Annotated in this window: 18 protein-coding genes and 1 pseudogene; 14 read left to right on the top strand and 5 right to left on the bottom strand. The window is 39.5% G+C overall.

Features of this window, described 5'->3' with window-relative positions; translation table 11 throughout:
• Window positions 1–18: 18 nt before the first annotated feature.
• The gene (locus R2Q84_RS07700) at window positions 19–987 is read right to left on the bottom strand and encodes a peptidoglycan DD-metalloendopeptidase family protein (protein WP_316815969.1); all 969 of its coding nucleotides are present in this window, start codon (window positions 985–987) and stop codon (window positions 19–21) included.
• Window positions 988–1,199: 212 nt separating this feature from the next.
• Here R2Q84_RS07700 and R2Q84_RS07695 point away from each other — a divergent pair, with 212 nt between their 5' ends.
• The 4 genes and pseudogenes from R2Q84_RS07695 (at window position 1,200) to R2Q84_RS07680 (ending at window position 5,052) form a co-directional block, all read left to right on the top strand.
• Window positions 1,200–1,745, top strand: coding sequence for a hypothetical protein (locus tag R2Q84_RS07695; protein ID WP_316815968.1), 546 nt, complete (start codon window positions 1,200–1,202; stop codon window positions 1,743–1,745).
• Between the two features lie 35 nt (window positions 1,746–1,780).
• Entirely contained in the window at window positions 1,781–2,740 is a 960-nt protein-coding gene (locus R2Q84_RS07690; RefSeq protein WP_316815967.1) for a TIGR01212 family radical SAM protein, read from the top strand.
• 5 nt (window positions 2,741–2,745) lie between these two features.
• Window positions 2,746–4,266, top strand: a pseudogene (locus tag R2Q84_RS07685) (beta-N-acetylhexosaminidase); the annotation flags it as partial.
• A complete protein-coding gene (locus R2Q84_RS07680; RefSeq protein ID WP_316816581.1) occupies window positions 4,249–5,052 on the top strand; it encodes a chitobiase/beta-hexosaminidase C-terminal domain-containing protein in 804 nt (267 codons plus the stop codon). The pseudogene R2Q84_RS07685 and the gene R2Q84_RS07680, both read left to right, overlap by 18 nt.
• Window positions 5,053–5,070: 18 nt before the next feature.
• Here the strand turns inward: R2Q84_RS07680 and R2Q84_RS07675 are convergent, their stop codons facing one another.
• Complete coding sequence (locus tag R2Q84_RS07675; RefSeq protein WP_316815966.1) at window positions 5,071–5,553, bottom strand: SRPBCC family protein; 483 nt, start codon at window positions 5,551–5,553, stop codon at window positions 5,071–5,073.
• Window positions 5,554–5,902: 349 nt separating this feature from the next.
• Here R2Q84_RS07675 and R2Q84_RS07670 point away from each other — a divergent pair, with 349 nt between their 5' ends.
• The 3 genes from R2Q84_RS07670 (at window position 5,903) to R2Q84_RS07660 (ending at window position 9,039) form a co-directional block, all read left to right on the top strand.
• Window positions 5,903–7,279, top strand: a complete 1,377-nt coding sequence (locus R2Q84_RS07670; protein ID WP_316815965.1) for an ammonium transporter — start codon at window positions 5,903–5,905, stop codon at window positions 7,277–7,279.
• A 55-nt stretch (window positions 7,280–7,334) separates the two neighbouring features.
• On the top strand, window positions 7,335–8,396 hold the full coding sequence (locus tag R2Q84_RS07665; RefSeq protein ID WP_316815964.1) for a porin: 1,062 nt from the start codon (window positions 7,335–7,337) through the stop codon (window positions 8,394–8,396).
• Between the two features lie 61 nt (window positions 8,397–8,457).
• Window positions 8,458–9,039: a DUF4468 domain-containing protein gene (locus R2Q84_RS07660; RefSeq protein ID WP_316815963.1), complete on the top strand. Its 582-nt coding sequence runs from the start codon at window positions 8,458–8,460 to the stop codon at window positions 9,037–9,039.
• Window positions 9,040–9,050: 11 nt separating this feature from the next.
• Here R2Q84_RS07660 and R2Q84_RS07655 read toward each other — a convergent pair whose 3' ends face one another.
• Entirely contained in the window at window positions 9,051–9,524 is a 474-nt protein-coding gene (locus R2Q84_RS07655) for a ribonuclease H-like YkuK family protein (RefSeq protein WP_316815962.1), read from the bottom strand.
• 218 nt (window positions 9,525–9,742) lie between these two features.
• Between R2Q84_RS07655 and R2Q84_RS07650 the strand changes: the two genes are divergently transcribed.
• From R2Q84_RS07650 to R2Q84_RS07640, 3 genes are read left to right on the top strand one after another with little or no spacing between them, the layout of a single operon-like run.
• The gene (locus R2Q84_RS07650; protein ID WP_316815961.1) at window positions 9,743–9,961 is read left to right on the top strand and encodes a hypothetical protein; all 219 of its coding nucleotides are present in this window, start codon (window positions 9,743–9,745) and stop codon (window positions 9,959–9,961) included.
• 26 nt (window positions 9,962–9,987) lie between these two features.
• Window positions 9,988–11,295 (top strand): DEAD/DEAH box helicase, encoded by a 1,308-nt coding sequence (locus R2Q84_RS07645; RefSeq protein WP_316815960.1) that lies wholly within the window; start codon window positions 9,988–9,990, stop codon window positions 11,293–11,295.
• Window position 11,296: 1 nt separating this feature from the next.
• Window positions 11,297–11,548: a DUF1456 family protein gene (locus tag R2Q84_RS07640; protein ID WP_316815959.1), complete on the top strand. Its 252-nt coding sequence runs from the start codon at window positions 11,297–11,299 to the stop codon at window positions 11,546–11,548.
• Here R2Q84_RS07640 and R2Q84_RS07635 read toward each other — a convergent pair.
• Window positions 11,545–12,348: a PAS domain S-box protein gene (locus tag R2Q84_RS07635; RefSeq protein WP_316815958.1), complete on the bottom strand. Its 804-nt coding sequence runs from the start codon at window positions 12,346–12,348 to the stop codon at window positions 11,545–11,547. The two genes, R2Q84_RS07640 and R2Q84_RS07635, sit on opposite strands and share 4 nt — an antisense overlap.
• Window positions 12,349–12,485: 137 nt before the next feature.
• On the opposite strand from R2Q84_RS07635, the gene R2Q84_RS07630 reads away from it, so the two are divergent.
• Together R2Q84_RS07630 and R2Q84_RS07625 are read left to right on the top strand one after the other, a co-directional pair.
• On the top strand, window positions 12,486–13,478 hold the full coding sequence (locus tag R2Q84_RS07630; RefSeq protein WP_316815957.1) for a DUF2975 domain-containing protein: 993 nt from the start codon (window positions 12,486–12,488) through the stop codon (window positions 13,476–13,478).
• 1 nt (window position 13,479) lies between these two features.
• Window positions 13,480–13,698 (top strand): helix-turn-helix transcriptional regulator, encoded by a 219-nt coding sequence (locus R2Q84_RS07625; protein ID WP_316815956.1) that lies wholly within the window; start codon window positions 13,480–13,482, stop codon window positions 13,696–13,698.
• Here R2Q84_RS07625 and R2Q84_RS07620 read toward each other — a convergent pair.
• On the bottom strand, window positions 13,695–14,303 hold the full coding sequence (locus R2Q84_RS07620) for an alpha-ketoglutarate-dependent dioxygenase AlkB family protein (protein WP_316815955.1): 609 nt from the start codon (window positions 14,301–14,303) through the stop codon (window positions 13,695–13,697). The genes R2Q84_RS07625 and R2Q84_RS07620 overlap by 4 nt on opposite strands.
• Before the next feature lie 210 nt (window positions 14,304–14,513).
• On the opposite strand from R2Q84_RS07620, the gene R2Q84_RS07615 reads away from it, so the two are divergent.
• Together R2Q84_RS07615 and R2Q84_RS07610 are read left to right on the top strand one after the other, a co-directional pair.
• The gene (locus tag R2Q84_RS07615) at window positions 14,514–15,632 is read left to right on the top strand and encodes a helix-turn-helix domain-containing protein (protein ID WP_316815954.1); all 1,119 of its coding nucleotides are present in this window, start codon (window positions 14,514–14,516) and stop codon (window positions 15,630–15,632) included.
• A gap of 178 nt (window positions 15,633–15,810) precedes the next feature.
• Window positions 15,811–21,207 (top strand): beta strand repeat-containing protein (locus R2Q84_RS07610; protein WP_316815953.1); only part of this gene is annotated, 5,397 nt, incomplete at its 3' end.

Raw genomic sequence — 21,207 nt, 5'->3', positions numbered from 1 at the left:
GTTTTGTTGTTTATAGACTTATTTCAGCGGAATACTAATTTTATCCCCTTTAACGGGAGAGTAGTCAGATTTTACAACTCCATTCACTTTAACCTTGTCGAAAAAACACTTAATGCCTGTTGCCTGGTTAAAATCTTCAACATCCTGAATGTGAAAGTGTAAATGTGCTTCTGAAGAATTCCCTGAATTGCCACATTGACCTAAAAGCTGCCCTGTTTTTACTTTCTCGCCCTGTTTTACTTTTACAGTGCCCTGTTTAAAATGAGCAAACAAGATGTATTCGTTGTTTTGTGTTTTTAAAAGTACAGTGTTGCCGAGTGTCAGCAGAGTGTTCATTACACCAGGTGTATTGTCCTTTACTCCGTCTACAGCAAACACTACTTCAGCGTCACATGGAGCAGTCAGATTTTGCCCAAAAGCATAATAATCTTCATTCTTTTTACCGTCAGTTTTATAACTTTTTCCTTCAGCATTGGTGATGATCATGTCAAACGCATTCTTCTGCATTTTGGCAACTACGTGATAATTTTGCTCTTTCGTGTCTCCTCCCCAGAATACAGTCCATTCACCTTTAAAAGGTAATTGCATTTTAGTGGTATTTGGTTTTTGTACCTGAGGTACTTCGTAAGGTTTTGCATAAACACCTGTAATTGCTTTGTTTGGGGCGGTCCGAAGGCTAAGTAGTATTGTCTCTTTTTCCATATCCGTCTTATAAACTGCAAACTGGTCCTGATAATTGACAAAATGAGTTTGTTTGATCAATCCGAAGTTGTTTTTAAGGTGAGTAAGGAATGCTTTCGTTTTATCGAGAGGTAATGCCGTTTTGCTTTCCGGACTAAAGAGATTAAAAATGCTGTCAGGTTGCCCGGAATTGTAGAACATTTGGAATTTAGTCATAGTATATTTACTCGCATCACTTTCTGACTGGGCGAGCGTTATACCTGTAAAAATGAGGGTAAATAATAAGGTAAATGTTAGTTTTTTCATAAAGGGTAAAATTTCTTTAGGGTTAATTTTTCTAGGTGTAAGCCTTCGCTGTTACTAGGGCGTTAGTAGGGCCTTAATAGGGTGTTAGTAGGGCCTTGCTTTACCCCCTTGCCCTAGTAAGGCCCTACTAACGCCCTGTTAAGTATAAGTTAATGTTCAACTAAATACAAACTCGGACAAAAGCTTGTACCTTTGTGGTTCAATATAATGTTATGATGCTAAGATACCTGATCTTTTTTATATGTTTTTTATTTAGTGCTGTTGTTAATGCCCAGCGTACAATTGACTGTGAAAAGGAGTTAGACAAGGAGCCTTATTTTGTAAAGCATAAAACATCGGAAAAGGACAGTTTGCTGAAGCGGGATATTGCTATACTTAAACATTGTGGGAATTTCGAAAGCATAGACAGCGTGTTTTTTAAAGGACAAATGTTGGGAAGTCTTATGCTTGATCAGGTTAGACTTGGGAAGCCTGCTACCTATAGAACATTGATTGAATACTTCGCAGAGTTTAAAAAAACAATTGGTTACAAGGATTTTATAAAAGGACTGGTACTTTATAAAGAGATGGCTATGAAAAAAGTAAACCTTGACAATTGGGAGACTGATAAAGAACTATTTGTGCGAATGGGCTTTACTGTAGGAGATCTGGACGATTTTAAAGGTTTTTTGACAAGTGTGGCATCAGAAAATCTGACTTATAAGGTTGCCCTCACCCGATATATGAGTGAAATTGAAGCCATGCGGATAGATAAGTAATTAAAAACCCTTACTTTTGCAGAAAAAATAAGCAATTGGGAACTCTGTTAGATTTAGGTATTAAAGGATATAATAATTACGGTACGCACCTTAAACAAAAGTACCAGGGGCAGCGTGTGTTTAAAGTAATTGTTGATGGAGGTTTTACCTGCCCTAACCGGGACGGTAGTAAAGGTTATGGAGGTTGTACTTATTGCAACGTAGATTCCTTTACTCCTGAACTTTCCCGTAAGCTCCCTACCATTCGTGAGCAGTTGGAGCAAGGGATGGAAAGAGGTAAAGGTTTTTACAAAGCGGATAAATTCATCGTTTATTTTCAGCCAAATACCAATACTTATGCGCCCGTACATTATTTGAAGATGATGTATGATGAAGCGCTTTCTATCAACGCCGAAGATGTCGTTGGTTTTTCAGTAGGTACAAGGCCTGATTGCATAGATGCAGAAAAGGTAGCGTTATTGGAAAGCTATACGGACAGGTTTGATGTAGACCTGGAAATGGGGATGGAGTCTATTTATGATGAAACCTTAAATCAGATTAACAGAGGTTGCAGTCATGGAGAGTTTGTTGAGGCTGTGAAATTGCTGGAGAATAGTAAACTAGATCTTTGTGTGCACACTATTTTTGGTTTCCCATGGGAAACAGAAGAGATGATGTTAGGTTATATTCATGAAATTAACCGCTTTCCACAGATTAAATTTGTAAAATTCCACCACCTTCATATTGTTGAAGGTTCGATAATGGGTGTTAAATATAAAAAAGAGCCTTTCAAACTATTCTCACTGGAAGAGTATACTGATCTGCTTTGTAAACTGATTCCTTTGTTGAGACCGGATATTGTTATTCAACGTTTGTTTGGTATATCTGACTGGGATTTGCTGATTGCGCCTAACTGGGGTTTAAATAAATCTGCTATTCAAACTTATATCGATAAGGAAATAGAGCGCAGAGGAGTAGTGCAGGGGTCTGAATACGAACCTAAAAAGACAATATAAACTTTATGAATAATGTAATGACCTGGACACTAAAGATGACTTTGGTGCTCTCTTTGTGTGTGCTTTCTGCCGTCGGACAGCAGGCAGTTCCTACTTATGCAATTATACCACAACCAGTAAAGCTGATACCTGTTGCAGGTGCCTTTGAATGGACTAGCGCTACAAAGTTGGTTCTTGCTAAAAATTCGGAAGCCTTAATGCCGGCCTTAAATGAATTAAAATCTATCTCTGCAAAACTTAGGGAAGGGAAATCTATCCGGAATACAGTTGAGTTAAGTCTTGATCCTTCCATAGTAAAAGAAGGATACAGGTTGTCAGTAGAGAAAAATACAATCGTAATTAGTGCTGCGTCTGCACAGGGTGCTTTTTGGGCGGTAGCCAGTTTGAAGCAATTGATGGGAACAAAAGGGCTTACATCCAGACCAGCTGTTTTGCGAAAAGCAATGTTGCAGTCAATCGTTGTTCCTTGTGTGAAAATTGAAGATGCCCCTCGCTTTGCCTGGAGGGGGATTCATCTCGATGTATCTCGTCACTTTTTTGATTTGCCTTACCTTCGTAAGATGATTGATCGGATGGCTTATTATAAATTCAATAAATTCCATTTACACTTAACAGATGATCAGGGCTGGAGGATAGAAATCAAGAAATATCCTGAATTAACAGAAAAAGGAGCATGGAGAAATATGAATGATCAGGATGCTGAATGTATCGCTCGTTCTAAAACAAATCCTGATTATGCCATACCTGAAAAACATTTCAAAATAATAGACGGTAAAAGAATGTATGGTGGTTTTTATACTCAGGAAGAGATGCGTGGGCTGATTGCTTATGCAACATCGAAAGGGATAGAGATTGTTCCGGAAATCGATATGCCGGGACATATGATGGCGGCAACCAATCTGATGCCATGGTTAACCTCTCGTGGTAAAGGTGGACATGCGAAAGATTTTTCTGAGCCTCTGTGTCCTTGCAAGGAGACGACCTTTGAATTCGCTGAAAATGTTTTTACGGAAATTGCTGCGTTGTTTCCAAGTAAGTATATACATCTGGGTGCGGATGAAGTCGAAAAAAGTAGCTGGAAAAATGTACCGGAGTGTGAGGCTTTGATGCACAAGGAAGGGTTGAAAAGTGTGGATGAGCTACAAAGTTACTTTGTGCGCAGAATGGAGAAGTTCTTTAACAGTAAGGGTAAAAAGCTAATTGGCTGGGATGAAATTTTGGATGGTGGGGTTTCTTCAACTGCTACTATGATGTATTGGCGGACCTGGGTACCTAAGGCGCCTAAGCATGCTGCGGAAAAAGGGAATGATGTGATCATGACCCCGGGTGAGTATTGCTATTTTGATGCCTAGCAGGATGGAGGCTCATTAAAGAAAGTGTATTCATTTGATCCGTTTCAGTTTAATATATCCGAAAACGAGCGGAAATTTATCATAGGTGTACAGGGGAATATTTGGACTGAGTACATTCCTTCGGAAAGAAGGTTGGAGTATATGGTGTTTCCAAGGATGTTGGCAATGGCTGAAGTGGCCTGGTATAAAGGCGCTGAAAACTGGACAGGATTTGAGAAGCGGGTGCAAAAACATTTCTCCTTGCTGGATGCCATGAATGTTAATTATCGTCTCCCTGATCTGGATGGCTTTATTACGCAAAGTGTGTTTGTAGATAAAGGTAAATTGCATATCAATAAGCCACTTGCTGGTTTGACAGTAAGATATACTACAGATGGTACATTGCCGACACTAAGTTCCAGGGTTTATACTGAAGATCTGACGGTAACTAAGCCTGTGGAGTTTAAAGTAGCAGCATTTAGGCCCAATGGAAATAGAGGAGATATTTATACCATTAAATATGAGCAGCAGAATTATCTGAAGCCGGTGCAGTTGCCTGCAGCTCAAAAAGGCTTAAACTTCTCTTATTATCCTGTAGCGTATAAAACTGTAAATGCAATTCAGGAAAAAGATTTAGGTGTAGTAAGTATTAGTCAGGCTATTGAAATTCCTGTAGTGAAAAAAGTAGAAAGTTTTGCTACCCGTCATAGCGGTTATTTTTATGCTGCTGAAACAGGGGTTTATTCATTTGCGCTTCGTTCGGATGACGGTAGTGTGCTGAAGTTCGGGAGCCGTTTGCTGATCGATAATGACGGCTTACATCCTTCGGTTGAAAAAACGGCGCAGATAGCGCTTGAAAAAGGTTATCATCCTTTTGAACTTCTATTCATTGAAGGTGGGGGTGGTTATACATTACAGTTGCAGTACAAGACTCCTTCCGGAAGTCTTAAAGATGTAGATGCTTCTGTTTTCTTTCATTAAAATCCCCTTATCCGGAGATTATTTTTTAATCTCCGGATAAGTTCCAAATAACTCAGTTATCTTTTTCTTTCTGAATTCAAATATCTCCTGTAGTTTCTTCGCTACGTATATAGTATTGGCTATTCTGCCAAATATGCCCATTGGCAAGCCATAGGTTAATATGTCATTCATTTCTGTCCCGCCTTCTATTGGTTTGAAATGGTGTTGGTGGTGCCAGAATTTGTATGGGCCAAATCTTTGTTCGTCAATAAAATACTTTCCTTCGGCTACCTGGGTGATTTCTGTCATCCAATCAAGACTTACTCCTGTTATTGGCGCTACCTTATAGGTAATGATCATTCCCGGATACATTTTCTGCTGATCATTAATAACTGAAGTAACGGTAAAAGCCATGTTTTCTGGCGTTATTTTGGCCAGATTTAATGGTGACGAGAAAAAATTCCAGGCTTCAGCCAGAGGAATTGGGATTTTTTGACAAAAAGTGAGATGATAAGCTTTCATATCTCTTAAATGTACGGATTTTCTGAGTGTTTCTGTTTTTTATTGTGTTTTTCTGTATTTCGTGTTATTTGCTGTCTGTTTTGTTGTTGTTTTGTTTGTTTTTTATTTTAAAATGTGTAATTTTTATTTTTTTATCAAAAAATAACTATGTTTTTGGTTGTAATATTAGAAATGTGTAAAATATTAAGTCTATAATTATTAATATTTTATGTTTTTAGTGATTTTTCTATAAAAATTAATGTGTTTTTGTATTAATGTTTGTGTTTATTTTGATTTTTGTTGAAATAAATTCATAGATTTATCAAAAAATCAGATAAACTAATAATTATAACAAGTAAAATCTAAAATTATGGCAAAAGTTTTGTTTAAACAGTGGGGACCGTTTGCAGTTTTATTAATAATTGCAATTCTTGCTCTATTTATTCCCTTGCTTCCTAATTTTGACGAGGGAAAATACAGCGCGCCAGATATCGCGTTTGTATTAATTGCAGCGGCTTTGGTGTTTTTAATGACTCCGGGGCTTGCATTTTTCTATGGTGGTATGGTTCATCGCAAAAATGTGCTCTCTACCATGATTAAAAGTGTGGTGGCTGCTGGTATAATTTCAGTAATGTGGGTAGTTGTAAGTTTTAGTTTGGCCTTTGGTGATTCGATTGGAGGCCTTATTGGAAATCCTGCAACGTTTTTCTTCTTTCAAGGTGTAAATTCAAGCCCTTCATGGAGTCTTGCTGCTACAATTCCACTTTCTTTATTTGCTGTTTTTCAATTGATGTTTGCAATCATTACCCCTGGGTTGGTTGTGGGGGCTGTTGCGGAACGTATCCGCTTTACTTCATACATCTTATTTATTGTGCTGTTCTCTTTATTTGTGTACTCTCCACTTGCGCATTGGACATGGCATCCTGAAGGTCTTCTTTTTAAAATGGGTGTGCTTGACTTTGCTGGTGGTACTGTTGTGCATATTTCTGCTGGTATGGCTGCTTTAGCGGGAGCCCTTGTTCTTAAAAGAAGAAAAAGTCATCAGGAACATCAGGAAGTACCTCCTGCCAACATTCCTTATGTACTAATAGGTACAGGATTGCTTTGGTTTGGATGGTTTGGTTTTAATGCAGGTTCTGCATTGGGTGCAAATAGCTTAGCTGTTTCTGCTTTCATTACGACCAACATTGCCGCTGGTGCCGCTGGTTTGTCATGGATGTTCTTTGATGTGTCGAGAGGTAAGAAGCCTTCGGTATTAGGGTTTTGTATCGGAGCCGTTGTAGGTTTGGTTGCCATTACGCCTGGTGCTGGCTTTGTAAGTATTCCTTCAGCTATATTCATTGGCGTAATCGCAGCTGTTATTTCAAATCTTGCAGTTTCATGGAAACAAAAAACTTCATTGGATGATACTTTGGATGTTTTCCCTTGTCATGGTGTAGGGGGGATTGTAGGGATGTTGTTGACTGGGGTATTTGCTACCAAAACAGTGAATGGTGCTGGTGTGGATGGTTTGTTGTATGGTAATCCTGCATTCTTTATTACTCAATTGAAAGGTGTGGTAATTACAGTGATTTTCAGTTTTGTGATGTCATTCGTCATCTTCAAACTTATTAATCTGGTACAGCCAATTCGTGTAACTTCTGAAGAAGAAGAAGAAGGACTTGATGCAAGTCAGCACAACGAGAAATATACTCAAGGCACTTTGATTGTGGCTTCAACCGGCCAGGAAATTGAAAATGCCTATTAGTTCAACCAATTAACCATCTAAATTCTCAACCTCAAACCAAAACCAAAACCAGATTATGAAATTAAGATCATTATTAACCTCAGCCACGTTAACAATCGCTTCTGCAACCTACGCGCAGGAAGCTGCAGAAGCGCCTTTGCAAATTTCAGGATCAGTAGATACTTATTTTAAATATGATTTTGCAAAAGCGCCTAATATTAAAACTTATTTTGCTTCAGAGCAGAATTCAGTCTCAATAGGTATGATTGATCTGGCTTTAAAGAAAACTACCGGTAAAGCATCGTTTGTTGGAGAGCTGTCCTTTGGACCACGAGGGCAGGAGCAATCGATTCCTAATGGTTCTTATGCCTTTACTGCTAATGGAGATGATGTTTCAGCCTCTAGTTTTCATATCCAGAACCTTTATGTGAACTATGCCTTCTCTGATAAGTTTAGTATGACTGCGGGTTATATGGGAACGTTCATTGGTTACGAGGTGATTTCACCTGTTGCTAATTTTAACTACTCAACCTCATATTTGTTTGGTGCGGGGCCTTTTCAGAATGCCGGCATCAAAGGTACTTATGCTTTTTCTGATAAAGTTAGTTTAATGCTGGGTTTGTTTAATGACTGGAATACTTATCAGGATTTCAATGGGGTGTCTCATGTCGGCGGTCAGTTGATGCTGGCGCCTGTTGAAGGTCTGACAGTTTATCTGAATGGACTTTCCGGATATTCGGAAGGTGCAGGTGGCGTAGGAACGATTTTCGATCTCACAGGAAGTTACCAGGTTACAGATAAATTTAAATTAGGGATCAATGCAGCTGATTATTCTGTGTCAAATGATAACGGCGGTTATTCCGGCGGTGCATTGTATCCTCAGTATGCATTTACACCAGCTGTTTCTCTGGGCTTAAGAGGTGAGTATTTTAATATTAAAGGGGTTGCAGGTGGTGCCGATGCAGGGATTCTTTCAGGAACTTTATCTGCAAATATTAAAGCAGGCGGCTTGACCTTTATTCCTGAAGTTCGTTTCGATAATGATAAAGATCTTTCACAGTCTTTCTTCAAAAGCGATGGTGTTACACTAACTAAATCGGCTTCACAGTTCTCTCTGGCTGCTGTTTACGCATTTTAGTCTCGATTATATTATCTTGAGCCACCGGGATATATCCGGTGGCTTTTTTTATCTTTATGTTATGAAACTTTTAACCCTGGTTATTTTATTGTTTTTGACAGGAACCGGATTTGCGCAGGAGAAGCCCTTGGCTACGGATGATCGGGGTAAGCTGATTTATTATGAAGTGGTGGAGTTAAAAGATGTATCCAAAGATTCATTGCGGGTAAGGGCGAGTGGCTTTCTAAATAAGTCTGCCAAATCTCTAAAGCCGAAATCGGCTGATAGCGATTCGTTGATGTCTGCAACTGGAAAATTGGTCATCAATAAAACTGCGTTGGTTTTAAGCCGTCCTTCTGGAGAAGTACGCTATAATTTTTACGTAGAAACAAAGGATGGTAAATATCGTTTTTGGTTAACGGATTTTAATTTTATCCCCTATCAAAGAGATCGATATGGGAATTTTGTCCCGTTTACTACCGTGGGCATGCCGCTTGAAAATAAGCCAGGAAAGTTAAATGCTGCTGAGTGGGCTGGTTATGTTAAAGCTACAACCAGAGAGGTTAATCTTTTTGCTGAACGCTTTAAAGATGTGATGATGAAAAAAATAATTGTTCCTCCGGTAACTAAGGTTTTGCCTGTAAGTCCCGGACAAAAATGGTAAGAAAGCTCCAGTTAATGCACCATTTTATCTGCGCAGGTTGAGCTGGCAAAAGCTTCTGGTTTAGCTTTGAAAATGAAGCCCATACTCAGTATATATCCCATTGCTTCATTGAGGGCTTTATTAGATTTAAACATTGGGTTTGTGTTGATGTCTGCGTGTACTTCCAGGTCAACACGGTACAAATCCAACAGGTCGCAAATTGAGTAAGCCGTTTCGATAGATTTCTGTACTTCAACCAACATTCTTTCTTTTATACTCATTTTCTGACTGGTTCTTTCCTGATGGATGTACATAAAGCCGCCATGATGTTCCCGTAACAAAACAATTACGGTGGCAAAATCTGTGAATGCACCTTTTACCTGTGAGTCGGTGCCGATGCATACTTTAAGCCGATAACCATTGTCATTTTCTCTGATAATGGCATTTTCAACTTCTTCTAAGATGGGCGAGTGGATGATTTCGCCGCTAAATTTCTTCCAGGTCATACGTTATTGGTGTTAATATTTAAACAACCCGTATTCAGGTTTCTTAAAAATAGGTGGATAAATTTAAAAAAGTGTTAACTTACTGTTGTTTAATTGCTAACAATCAATTAGTTGTCAACAGATTTGATATATGTTGAAACCCTTTAGACTCAGAGTTGTTATAATAAGGCATTGCGTTATTCGTTAAATAATTGAATCGCTAACTAAATATAAGCATTATGAAGATAGAATTGTTAAATGAATTTTATTTGCTTCAGCGAAGCATGGCTCCTGTTGATTATCAGGAGGTGATGGAGGAGCGTGTGTATGTGCCAATTAAGCGTGCAAACAATAAGATGACCACATGGATTTCGGAAAGAGGGCACATGTTGATGAACCTTGATGTTCGCTTAAACAGTTCATTGAAGTTTCTTAGAAAGAAGTATCTGAAATTTTAATGCCTTAATTCCACTATCTTTGCAGCATGATGCTAGAAAAGATACTGGAGAAATTAAAGATTGCCTCCCTTAATCAAATGCAGCTGGATACTTTGGCTGCTGGTAAAAAAGGAAGTGATATTGTTTTATTAGCGCCAACAGGCTCTGGTAAAACTTTAGGTTTTCTTCTGCCTGTATTAAACAATTTGCGCAAGGAGGTTCAGGGTGTGCAGGCATTGATATTGGTTCCTTCCCGGGAGCTGGCATTGCAGATTGAAATGGTATTCAGGCAGATGTCGACAGGCTTTAAAGTCAATTGCTGTTATGGCGGGCATCCGGTTAAGATAGAACGGAACAACTTTGAAGAACCGCCTGCGGTTTTGATCGGGACACCCGGTAGGATAGCCTATCACCTTAGACATGATAATTTTGACGAGTCGGTGACCACTACTTTGGTGTTAGATGAATTTGATAAGGCATTGGAATTTGGTTTTCAGGAGGATATGTCTTACATCATTCGTAAGTTACTTTCCTTAAAACAGCGAATACTGACATCGGCAACGGCAATGGAAGATATTCCTGAGTTTACGGGACTTAGTAAGCCTGTGGAGATCAATTTTTTGCAGCATGTTGAAGTTGTGCCTGATTTAAAATTAAAGAAGGTATTGACCACTGCTGAAGATAAGTTAAGTACTTTGTTAAGACTAATCTGTAAGATTGGCAATTCAAATATGCTTATCTTTTGTAACCATCGGGAGACGGTTGATCGTATTAGTGACTTGCTAATAGATCAGGATCTTGCGCATGATATTTTTCACGGTGGAATGGAACAGGATGAGCGGGAACGTGCCTTGTTGAAATTCAGAAATGGAAGTATCAAAATCCTCATTACTACTGATCTCGCTTCCCGAGGCCTGGATATTCCGGAAGTGGCCTGTATCATTCATTATCAATTGCCTTATACTGAGGATGCATTTTTACACCGCAATGGGCGTACCGCGCGAATGAATGCAAAGGGAACGGCATATCTGATTATTGCAGATGATGAGAAGTATCCTTTTCTGAAAACTGATATTGAAACGGAAAGCCTTAAAGGTGATTTTAAATTGCCGAAGGATAGCGAATGGCAAACCTTGTATATCGCTGCTGGTAAAAAAGACAAAGTAAACAAAATAGATATTGTTGGTTTGCTTTTGAAAAAAGGAGGCTTACAAAAAGAAGATGTGGGTTTGATTGAGGTGAAGGATCAGGCATCTTATGTTGCGGTAAAACGTAAGATGGTGAAAAATGTGTTAGGCGCTTTGTCTAATGAAAGAATAAAGAACAAGAAGGTAAAGATTGAAATAGCAATGTAATATGAGTAATAACGATATTTTTAAAAAACTACGTGTAGCGTTGTCGCTCACCAATGATGATATCATTAAGATAATGGAATTGGTGCAGTTTAAAGTGAGTAAAAGTGAGCTTGGGGATATTTTTAGGGCTGATGATCATCCTAATTTTAAAAAATGTGGGGATCAGATCTTGCGTAATTTCTTAAATGGATTGGTTATTTATAAAAGAGGACCTCGTCCGCCCAAGCAAGATACATCTAAACCTAAGGACTAGATTCTATCTAGTTCTGCCGCATGTGAATTGATCTTTTTTACGATCCCATCAAGTTCATAGGCGGAACTGACCAGCATTTTGAGTAGCTCTGGATCGGTTGGTTGATTGGGAGATTCAGTTTTCATGATTTCAATTAACCCTAATATATTACTGATGGGTTTTCTGATCTCATGCGAGTTTGTCCAGGCTATTTCCTTCAGTCTTTGTTCATTCCTTATGTCCCGGTCTATATCGATGGCAATAACAATATAAGCATCGCTGTCTTTGAATTTTATCGAATGATGTGAAATCAGTACATAAAAAGCATCTCCATTTCTTTTTTGATGCAGCCAAATCCCCGTTTCATGCCCTTCAGCATGATCCGAATTCATGTAGTTTCTTAGCTTTGTTTGTTCGTGTTTAGGCCGGATATCCATTGCGGTCATTTTAAGTAGCTGAGTCCGGCTGTATCCATATTTACTGACCATCACGTCATTTACTGCAAGAAACCTGAAGCTTAGCTTTTCCATTACATATATTGCTCCCGGTGAAGCTTCAAACAATTTGAAATAATTACTTTCTGCACGCAATAGCCGTTTTTGATAAGCTCTCAGTAGAAAAAATAGCGCCACAGCTGTAAAAAACATAAAGGAAACGTTTTTGAAGGCATATAAATAACGAAGGTCAGTATCAGGATGGCTTTTATCAATTATACCAATAAGGATGCCGCCTAGATATAGCCAGGTCAGTCCAGCAATAAGATAGATCAGAATAATAAAAAGAAAAGGCTTGCGCGTGGCATAGCCAGATTGTATTTCCATGGAGCGGTAAGGATGATTATTTAAAAATAGGAAAACATAATTGTTAATCCAAATGTTCCATTATTCAATAATTATTTATTGCAAATCAATAAATAATTATTGAATAATGTTTAGGTTTGTGATCTTAATCTATAATTATGAAGTTTAACCTTCCCCAGTCCCGGACTGTTAATATGACCGTTAACATATTTGTTATTTTGCTTGCACTGTTGTTTGTCTTTTTTATAGTAAGCATTTTTTTTCCGTTTACGATCAAGTCGGGGCCTTCTACATTCAATATTGATTTAAATGGCTCATTTACTAGTGCTACGTATTCAATTGATAATTCTTTGGAGCCGATAGATGATTTAATCTCGGATACTTTACCACATAAAAAGTATCGTAAATTGACAGATAGTGTAAGACAGCGTCGAAATATGAAAAATGGGATGTTAACGGGGAGCTCTGCTCAGGCTATGTTTATAGGTGGATTGACACTGGAAAGGTGCGAAAACTGTTCGATGTCTGATGATGATCGGCTTAAGACTAAAGAACATTTTATTAAGCTTAACTGGTGGACTTTAGATACAGTTGGCAGACCGGAACCGATTAAGTACTATGTTAAAGATGGAAAGCCATATTTAAGAAAGACGATTTGTGAACTCAAACAGGCTTCTCGTGAAAATCATAAGGTGTATAATTGTAAAGAGGTGGATGTTGCTATCCCTTTCAGGTATGATGTAAGGACTAAAAGTCTGCTTATCCCTGCAAGTAACCATATTGTTAATGTCTTAAATATAGTATGTCTTGTTTTTATGGTATTGCTTTTCTTATTTTTTCTCTATTTTATTGTTGGTGGGTTCATCAAATTTTTACTGGAGATTGCGAGGGGGACGCCTTTTTCGGAAGGCAATGTGCTAAGATTAAAGATAATAGCATTGAGCTTTTTATGGATACCTCTGGGGGTATTTCTGTTGAATCTTTTAATGCGGTTGATTTTTTACAAGTATTTTACCGATGATATTAAATTAAGTGCAGATGCATGGGCGGTTTTCTGGAAGCCTGCGGTTTTAAGTGTTATTTTTGCTGCATTGTATTTTGCTTTTAAAAAAGGTAAAGAATTGAAAGATGAACAGGATTTAACAGTTTAAGATGGCGATAATCATAAATATTGATGTAATGCTGGCCCGACGTAAGATGTCTCTTACTGAGCTCAGTGAAAAGGTAGGCATTACTATGTCTAATCTTTCCATTTTAAAAACGGGCAAGGCTAAAGCTATACGCATAGAAACTCTAGATGCCGTTTGTAAAGCCCTGAATTGCCAACCGGGAGATGTATTAGAGTATACTCCGGGAGGAAAAGATATTTAATCAATAATTGTCCTAAAAGTCAGGTTGATCCTTTGTTTGTGTTTCTGTTTGGTAGGAGGGAGTCTATGCAGCCAATTGGTCTGTGTGTCGTCTTTCATGACCAATAGGCTTCCGTGTTCAAGAATTAAAGATACCGTTTGTTTGCTTTGTTTATGTTTAAAAGCGAACTTCCTTTCTGCGCCAAAGCTCATAGATCCAATTGCTCCGTTCTTTTTCAGGTCTTTTTCCCCGTCACTATGCCAGGCCATACCTTCTTCTCCGGTATGGTAAAGATTCAGCAGGCAGGAATTAAATGTTTCTCCTAGTGTTTTTTCTGCGATTGCTTTCAATTCCAGCAACTCTTTAGTCCAGGGCAACGCCTTCTTTGTAGTGTTGGAATAAGTATATTCGAACTCTTTATCTCCATACCACGCCACCTTTCTCCTGGTTAATATATGTTTGCCAAAAATTATCGCTTCATCGTTTTTCCATTCAATAGTTTCCATTAAAATGGCAAAGTAATCGTTGGCGGTCTGTAATGACATCAACTTTCCGTAATAAATTACTGTACCATCGTTTGGTAATAAGTTGTTGTATGCATTTGTTTCGTTGCTGAATAGGTCCATTTTGTATAGGCTAATGATTGATCGTGAGCTTTAACTCTGAGTACAAAAGTCGTTAGATTAAATTAAGTTTAAAATCTGTTTTTTGCTTGAATTTATAAATTGTTTATATTCATTTAAAATAAAAACGTATATCTTGCGCTTTCAAATATGGGGGTTTTGAGCTTTATTTCAAGTATTAGTTGTTTTTTCTTGCTTTTACTTTCGTTGCACTTGTTTTTTGCAAAACGAGGAGTAAGGTTATTAAATCGTTTACTCTCAGTTATTTTTATTTCCAGATTTGGCCAGGTGCTGGTCTATCTGCTGGTTGGTTCTAATGAAAGGACTGTTTATTCTTTCTTTTACCAGGTTTTTACTCCAGTTTATTACCTTGCTCCTGCTTGTTTCTATTTGTATGTAACGGCTTTTATTAACGGGCGTAGTCAACTACGGAAATTTGAATGGTTTCATTTTATTCCGTTTTTCCTTGCAATTGTTCATATACTGCCCTGGCCTATTTCGCCTCCGGTTAACTGGAGTGCTATAGCTGATCAGATTTTAGAGAATAAACAGCTTTTTATAACCGAACGGAGTGGATTGTTTCCATCCTGGTTTTATTATGTGGGTAGGCCTATTCTATTGCTGGCTTACCTGACGGCAACCTGGGTTGCAATATTGAAATCGAAGTTTATTCAAGAGAAAGTTGGTGCTGATGGTAAAAAGTGGATTCTTTTCTTCGTCAGGGCAGCAACCTTTTTTCAGTTAACAAGCTTCGTTCCATTGCTGATATGGGACTTAGAAGGGTCTTTGTTCAATGCATTGTTTATTATGCTTAACTGTGTCGTACTCCTGGTTATTGTTGTGTTCATTATGCATCAGCCAAAGTTGTTTTACGGTTATCTGTTTGTGGCTGTGGATATGGAGGAGGATAAAGAAGAGGTTGAGGAAGAGGTTAAAGAATTTCCGAAAACTGAAGCACCAGCGAAGAAGGTGAATCTAATGTCTGATCAGGTCTCAGTCTATGCTGATTTAATGAAATCTTTCATGGAGAGTAAAAGGCCATATTTGCAAGCTAATTTTCAAATTGTTGATCTGGCTAATGAAATTAATATCCCTGTTCATCATTGTTCCTTTGTAATTAATAAATTCCTCGAGAAAAATTTTCGTGATTGGATTAATGGCTATCGGATTGATTTTTTTATAATTCAATATCCTTTGAAGTCGGATAAAATGACCATAGAGGCTATAGCCTACGAGTCTGGTTTTAAGAGTTTGGCTACGTTTTATAATGCTTTTAAAAAGGAAACAGGCTTGATGCCAAAAGCCTTCTTCTTAACTAAGAAAGTGTCGTAATGTAGTTTTTTTGTATGTTTTATCAGTTTTTTACTTACAACTATTGAATAGTTAGAGGAAAGTATACCCCGAATTTAACTATTGGTGTAACAGGTTGGGTAAATTTGACCACGGTTATTTAACTGTTCAATTCCATTAAAACGCTTGTCAAAAATCTAAAATCGCTTACTCCCTCTGTATGAAAAAAAAGCTACTCATTTTAAACTTCTACAAACTATTTTTCACTTTCTTGTTTCTTCTGATAGGTGGGGCAGTTTTTGGACAAACTACGATAAATTTTAATACCCCTCCAGCCGGATTTGATTATCAGGAGCAGTTTCCCGCGACTATTGATTTTGTAGAAGGAGGGAAGTCTGTACGATTCCATTTCAACAATGCCGCTACAACTACAGATCCATTTGACATGGGGAACTTTACCATGGATTATCCTGGTGCCTCTTGGGCCCTGTCGGTAATGAGTGGTTTGCCTAATGATAAGCTTATCATTTCGCTTCCCGATCAGTCACCGTTTTCTCTAAATTCATTCCGAATCTCCGGTTTTATGGGATTTGATATCTATGTGAATGCTTATAATGGGAGTACGTTGGTAGCAAGCTTACCTGCTTTACCAGCAGCATCACTGAACAGTATGACTACTATAAACACAGTTACACAAAATGCGAATTTTGGTAATGTGACACGTGTTGAAATTACGGGGAAAAAAGGAAGTACTGGTGGACTTTATAATTATTTCGATGATGTAGTGATAGGGGCCGCTGTTGTACCTATTTCCGTTCCAACCGTAAGTACTATGGCTGCGACCAACGTAACAACTAATACCGCGACCATAAACGGTATGGTTAACGCTAATGGTGCACAAACGACTGTGACGTTTAATCTCCATGTTAATAGCGCTAATGTAAATAATGGAGAGGGGTCTCAATGGTCGGCTAATGCGGTTAATGCTGGTTCAGGAAATACTGCTGTATCGGCGAATGTTACCAGTATCTATGGTGGAAATACCTATTACTATCGAGTAAACGCCACCAACAGCGCGGGTACGACACGCGGAAATATACTAAGTTTTACCACTCCTCCGCCTTCGCCCTCGCAACCATCGGCTGCAACTGTTTCTACAACAGGATTTACTGTAAATTGGACTGGCGCTAATGGCGCCGCATCCTATTTGCTGGATGTAGCAACTGATGGCGCCTTTAACAATAAATTGCCTTTGTACAATGACTTAGTGGTAAATGGTTTATCACAGTTAGTGAACGGCTTAAGTGCCAATACGCCCTACTATTTCAGGGTTAGAGGTGTAAATTCAGGTGGTACGGGACCAAATTCAGGTACGGGGACGCAAAGGACTTTAGCGGCTGTAGTTCCCCCAGTGATTGGTAACCTGGATGGTGATATTGTTGCCTTGTCTGGCGGTTCGATTTCCCTTGATCTAGGTGCAAATGCAACCGTTTTTGATGATGAGTTATCTGCCTTAAATGGTGGTTTAGGTAATTGGGCTGGTAGTAGTTTGACTGTTCAACGTTCCATTACTGCTATATCTTCGGATGTCTTCTCTTTCAACAATCCCGGGGCAGGTTTTACCATCGATGGCAACAATCTCAAATCGGGAAGCATTAATTTTGCCACCTTTACCAACAACAATGGTTTACTTTATATTAACTTTTTAAATGATGCTACAACGGATTTAGTACAAAACGTTATCCGAAGTATTAAGTATGAGAATAGCACTCCCGCGGGTAATGCAACTATTCGTTTTAGTCTGAGCGACGGTATCTCCACCACGGTTGCAGATGTAAATGTAACCTCAAATGATATTTACGTAACAAATGCTATTGATGTAGCAACAATAGACCTAAATGATGGGGTTAGTTTTAGCGAAGCAGTGGCTATTTCTAATAACCAAACAGGTATCCAGACCCTTATTTTAAGCAGTGCTTTTACTGGAATGATGAACCTGGCAGGTAACCTGGCTATAAATGAAAGCTTGACGCTGAACGCCGATCTGACCAGCAATCTCAATATCTCCAATCATATAATTACACAAGCTGGATCCACAAGCCTGACCCTTAGCAAGAGCAACGGTACCATAACAATCTCAAGTGCACTGGCCGGTAGTGGAAATTTGCGAAAGATGGGAGAGGGTACCTTAGCGCTCACGAATTCCAGCAATTCGACCGGTATGTCGGGAATGATTGATGTTGTAGGAGGTGTACTTAACATTTCAGGCTATAGCCATCTGTCTTCCGGTACTTTAACCCTGAATGGTGGTGGCCTATTTGTAGGTAGTGTGGGCACTATTATTGATAATAATATTACTTTGGGTGTGAATGGAGGCTTTATACAATTCCCTGCTGCCGTGACGTTATCTGGTGTAATTAGCGGTGGAGGAGCATTTGCTAAAATGGGAGGAGGAGCTTTAACCCTTTCCGGTACCAATACCAATTCGGGGCCTGTTACAGTAAATAATGGAAGTCTGAATATTTCATCAGACGCTAACCTGGGCACGGGTACTTTAATACTAAATGGAGGCACGCTGGGAATTACCAGTAATACCAATATCGATAACAGCATTACATTTTCGGGAAATTCGGTTATTAGCACCACAGCAAATGCTACGATAAGTGGAGTAATTAGTGGTGCAGGTACATTGACAAAAACCGGTGCCAATACCTTGACACTTACGGGAATCAATACACATACTGGAAATGTCTTAATATCAGCAGGAAGCTTAAGTATTAGCGGTGGTAATTCTATTGGTGATAATAGCCTGGTGGACTTAGCTAGTGGCGCCACGCTGACATTATCAGGCGGTTCTGAAACTATTGGTTCTCTTGCAGGTGCCGGAAATGTGGTTCTTGGTTACAGTTTAACAACAGGCAACAATAATACGGGTACAACTTTTTCAGGGGTGATATCTTCGCTCAATACCAGTGGTATTACAAAAAATGGATCTGGTACCTTTACGCTCTCAGGTGCTAATACTTATACTGGCTCAACTAATATTAACGGCGGAACGCTCATACTTAATGGTGGATTGGCGATTGCCGATGCGAGTGTAGTTAATGTCGTGAGTGGTGCTATACTCGCGCTGGGGGCTAATGAAACACTTGCTTCCCTGGCTGGTGGAGGAAGTGTTGCTCTGGGAAGCTATACCTTGACTACTGGTGGAAATAACTTAAGTACACTTTTTTCCGGAGGTTTAAGTGGTAATGGAGGTAGTCTGAATAAAACAGGTACTGGGACATTAACTTTATCGGGTATAAATGCCTATACAGGCAGTACTTCCGTAGCAGGGGGAACTTTAAAAGTTGATGGTACATTAAATGGCAGTAGCAGTTTAACTGTAGGGAGTGGTGCAATATTAGGAGGGACTGGTAGCATTTTTGGCACGGGTTCAATAAATACACTGACCGTGGGCAATGGCGGTAAACTGGCTCCGGGTAATGGCCCTGGTATGCTAACTATCAACGGAAATTTGTCAATGGTATCCGGCAGTGCGCTTGAAGTGGAAATTAATGGGATTACTGCAGGTAGCTTGTATGACCAGGTAATTGTGAACGGGGATGTAAACGTTTCAGGAGTATCTCTTTTAGCATCACATGGTTATACAGCTGGTGACGCAGATCCTTATATCCTCGTCAAAAATAATGGAACAAATGCGATCACGGGTACATTTAATGGTCTGGCTCAAGGAGCTACGCTAACAGCGGCAGGTAACGGTACGATGCTAACAGCTTCTTACATTGGCAATGATGGCAATGATGCAGTGTTCACTGCACCTGCTTATCCGAGAGTGACATCTGTATCTTCAGATACCCCGAATGGTGCTTTTAAGGCAGGTGACATTATTTCCATACAGGTTAACTTTTCTGCAGCAGTAGATGTAACAGGTACACCACAACTTAAACTGGAAACCGGTACAACAGATCGGATAATTGACTATTCAGGTACAGGCAGCGGTAGCGGTTCGCTTACTTTTAGGTATACGATACAAACAGGGGACAGCAGTGCTGATCTGGATTATTTTAATATAAATGCAATAATGCTTAATGGCGGTACCATAAGGGGCAATGGGGCAGACGCTATACTTACGTTACCAGTACCTGGAGCTGTAGGTTCATTAGGAGCAGGTAAAAATATTGTAATTGATACGCAAGCTCCGAATGCTCCATCTGTACCAGTTTTGGCTGCTGGAAGTGATTCAGGTATATTAGGTGACAATATCACTAATGTGACGACACCTACCTTTACCGGTATTGCAGAAGCAGGTGCTACTGTTACACTATATAAAGATGGTACTATTGTCCTGGGAACTGGCATAGCGGATCTTATCAGCGGTAGCTGGTCCGTGACGGCTTCGGCGCTGGTTACAGGACCTCACACCATTACTGCAAAAACAAGTGATGCTGCAGGAAATATAAGTGCAGGATCGGTAGGGGTAACCGTTAACGTTGATAGCACTGCACCTGTTGTTCCAACAGGGATAATTGCGACTGCCGGAGATAGGCAGAATGTCATTACATGGGATGCCAGTGTATCTACAGATGTAGACAAATACATCATTTATGCAGGAACTACAAATGATCCAACTGTAGCTGTACAGACTATTCCGGCAGGAACCTTGACTTATACGCATACGGGACTGTCCAATGGAACCTCTTATTTTTATCGCGTAACCTCGGTAGATTTAGCTGGAAATGAAGGGTTAAAGTCAGATAATGTTGGAGCTACACCTAAGGCGGCACAAACCATTACTTTTGCCCCCGTAGCAGCTTCAACATATGGAGTTCCTACTTTTAACCTGACTGCAACGAGTAGTTCGGAATTAGCTGTAACTTATGTGTCCAGCAATACAGATGTCGCTACCGTATCGGGAAGTACAGTGACCGTTCTGACTGCAGGAACAACAACGATTACAGCATCGCAAGCAGGAAATTCAGCATATAATGAAGCTACTCCTGTAACCCAGGATTTAGTTGTAAACAGTAAGCCGATTACGGTAACTGCTGCGGCTAAAACAAAAGTATACGGCGAAGCTGATCCTGAACTGACGTATACTGTTGCTCCGGCACTGATCGGAACAGACGAGTTTACAGGTACCTTGGAAAGAACAACTGGTGAGAACATTGGTAACCATGCCATTGGTCAGGGGAACCTATCACTGAACAGCAACTATGCGGTGACTTATGTTCCAGCAAACTTAAGTATTACAGCTAAAACGGTTACGGTGACTGCTGCGGCTAAAACCAAAGTATACGGCGAAGCTGATCCTGAACTGACGTATACTGTTGCTCCGGCACTGATCGGAACAGACGAGTTTACAGGTACCTTGGAAAGAACAACTGGTGAGAACATTGGTAACCATGCTATTGGTCAGGGTACATTGGCACTGAACAGCAATTATGCGGTGACTTATGTTCCAGCGAACTTAAGCATTACGGCTAAAGCGGTTACGGTGACAGCCGCTGCCAAAACCAAAGTATATGGTGAGACTGATCCTGAACTGACGTATACTGTTGCTCCGGCACTGATCGGAACAGATGAGTTTACAGGTACATTAGAAAGAACAACTGGT

It is taken from the genome of Pedobacter nyackensis, assembly GCF_032678475.1.
GTDB classification, from domain to species: Bacteria; Bacteroidota; Bacteroidia; order Sphingobacteriales; family Sphingobacteriaceae; genus Pedobacter; species Pedobacter nyackensis_A.
Note: the sequence above shows the minus strand (reverse complement) of the source record. Positions and strands in the feature narration are given on the sequence as shown.

What these genes read in the sequence shown, in the direction of transcription:
- R2Q84_RS07700 (WP_316815969.1), bottom strand. Translation starts at nt 987, where the DNA reads ATGAAAAAACTAACATTTACCTTATTATTTACCCTCATTTTTACAGGT.
- R2Q84_RS07695 (WP_316815968.1), top strand. Translation starts at nt 1,200, where the DNA reads ATGATGCTAAGATACCTGATCTTTTTTATATGTTTTTTATTTAGTGCT.
- R2Q84_RS07680 (WP_316816581.1), top strand. Translation starts at nt 4,249, where the DNA reads ATGTTGGCAATGGCTGAAGTGGCCTGGTATAAAGGCGCTGAAAACTGG.
- R2Q84_RS07675 (WP_316815966.1), bottom strand. Translation starts at nt 5,553, where the DNA reads ATGAAAGCTTATCATCTCACTTTTTGTCAAAAAATCCCAATTCCTCTG.
- R2Q84_RS07670 (WP_316815965.1), top strand. Translation starts at nt 5,903, where the DNA reads ATGGCAAAAGTTTTGTTTAAACAGTGGGGACCGTTTGCAGTTTTATTA.
- R2Q84_RS07665 (WP_316815964.1), top strand. Translation starts at nt 7,335, where the DNA reads ATGAAATTAAGATCATTATTAACCTCAGCCACGTTAACAATCGCTTCT.
- R2Q84_RS07660 (WP_316815963.1), top strand. Translation starts at nt 8,458, where the DNA reads ATGAAACTTTTAACCCTGGTTATTTTATTGTTTTTGACAGGAACCGGA.
- R2Q84_RS07655 (WP_316815962.1), bottom strand. Translation starts at nt 9,524, where the DNA reads ATGACCTGGAAGAAATTTAGCGGCGAAATCATCCACTCGCCCATCTTA.
- R2Q84_RS07650 (WP_316815961.1), top strand. Translation starts at nt 9,743, where the DNA reads ATGAAGATAGAATTGTTAAATGAATTTTATTTGCTTCAGCGAAGCATG.
- R2Q84_RS07645 (WP_316815960.1), top strand. Translation starts at nt 9,988, where the DNA reads ATGATGCTAGAAAAGATACTGGAGAAATTAAAGATTGCCTCCCTTAAT.
- R2Q84_RS07640 (WP_316815959.1), top strand. Translation starts at nt 11,297, where the DNA reads ATGAGTAATAACGATATTTTTAAAAAACTACGTGTAGCGTTGTCGCTC.
- R2Q84_RS07635 (WP_316815958.1), bottom strand. Translation starts at nt 12,348, where the DNA reads ATGGAAATACAATCTGGCTATGCCACGCGCAAGCCTTTTCTTTTTATT.
- R2Q84_RS07630 (WP_316815957.1), top strand. Translation starts at nt 12,486, where the DNA reads ATGAAGTTTAACCTTCCCCAGTCCCGGACTGTTAATATGACCGTTAAC.
- R2Q84_RS07625 (WP_316815956.1), top strand. Translation starts at nt 13,480, where the DNA reads ATGGCGATAATCATAAATATTGATGTAATGCTGGCCCGACGTAAGATG.
- R2Q84_RS07620 (WP_316815955.1), bottom strand. Translation starts at nt 14,303, where the DNA reads ATGGACCTATTCAGCAACGAAACAAATGCATACAACAACTTATTACCA.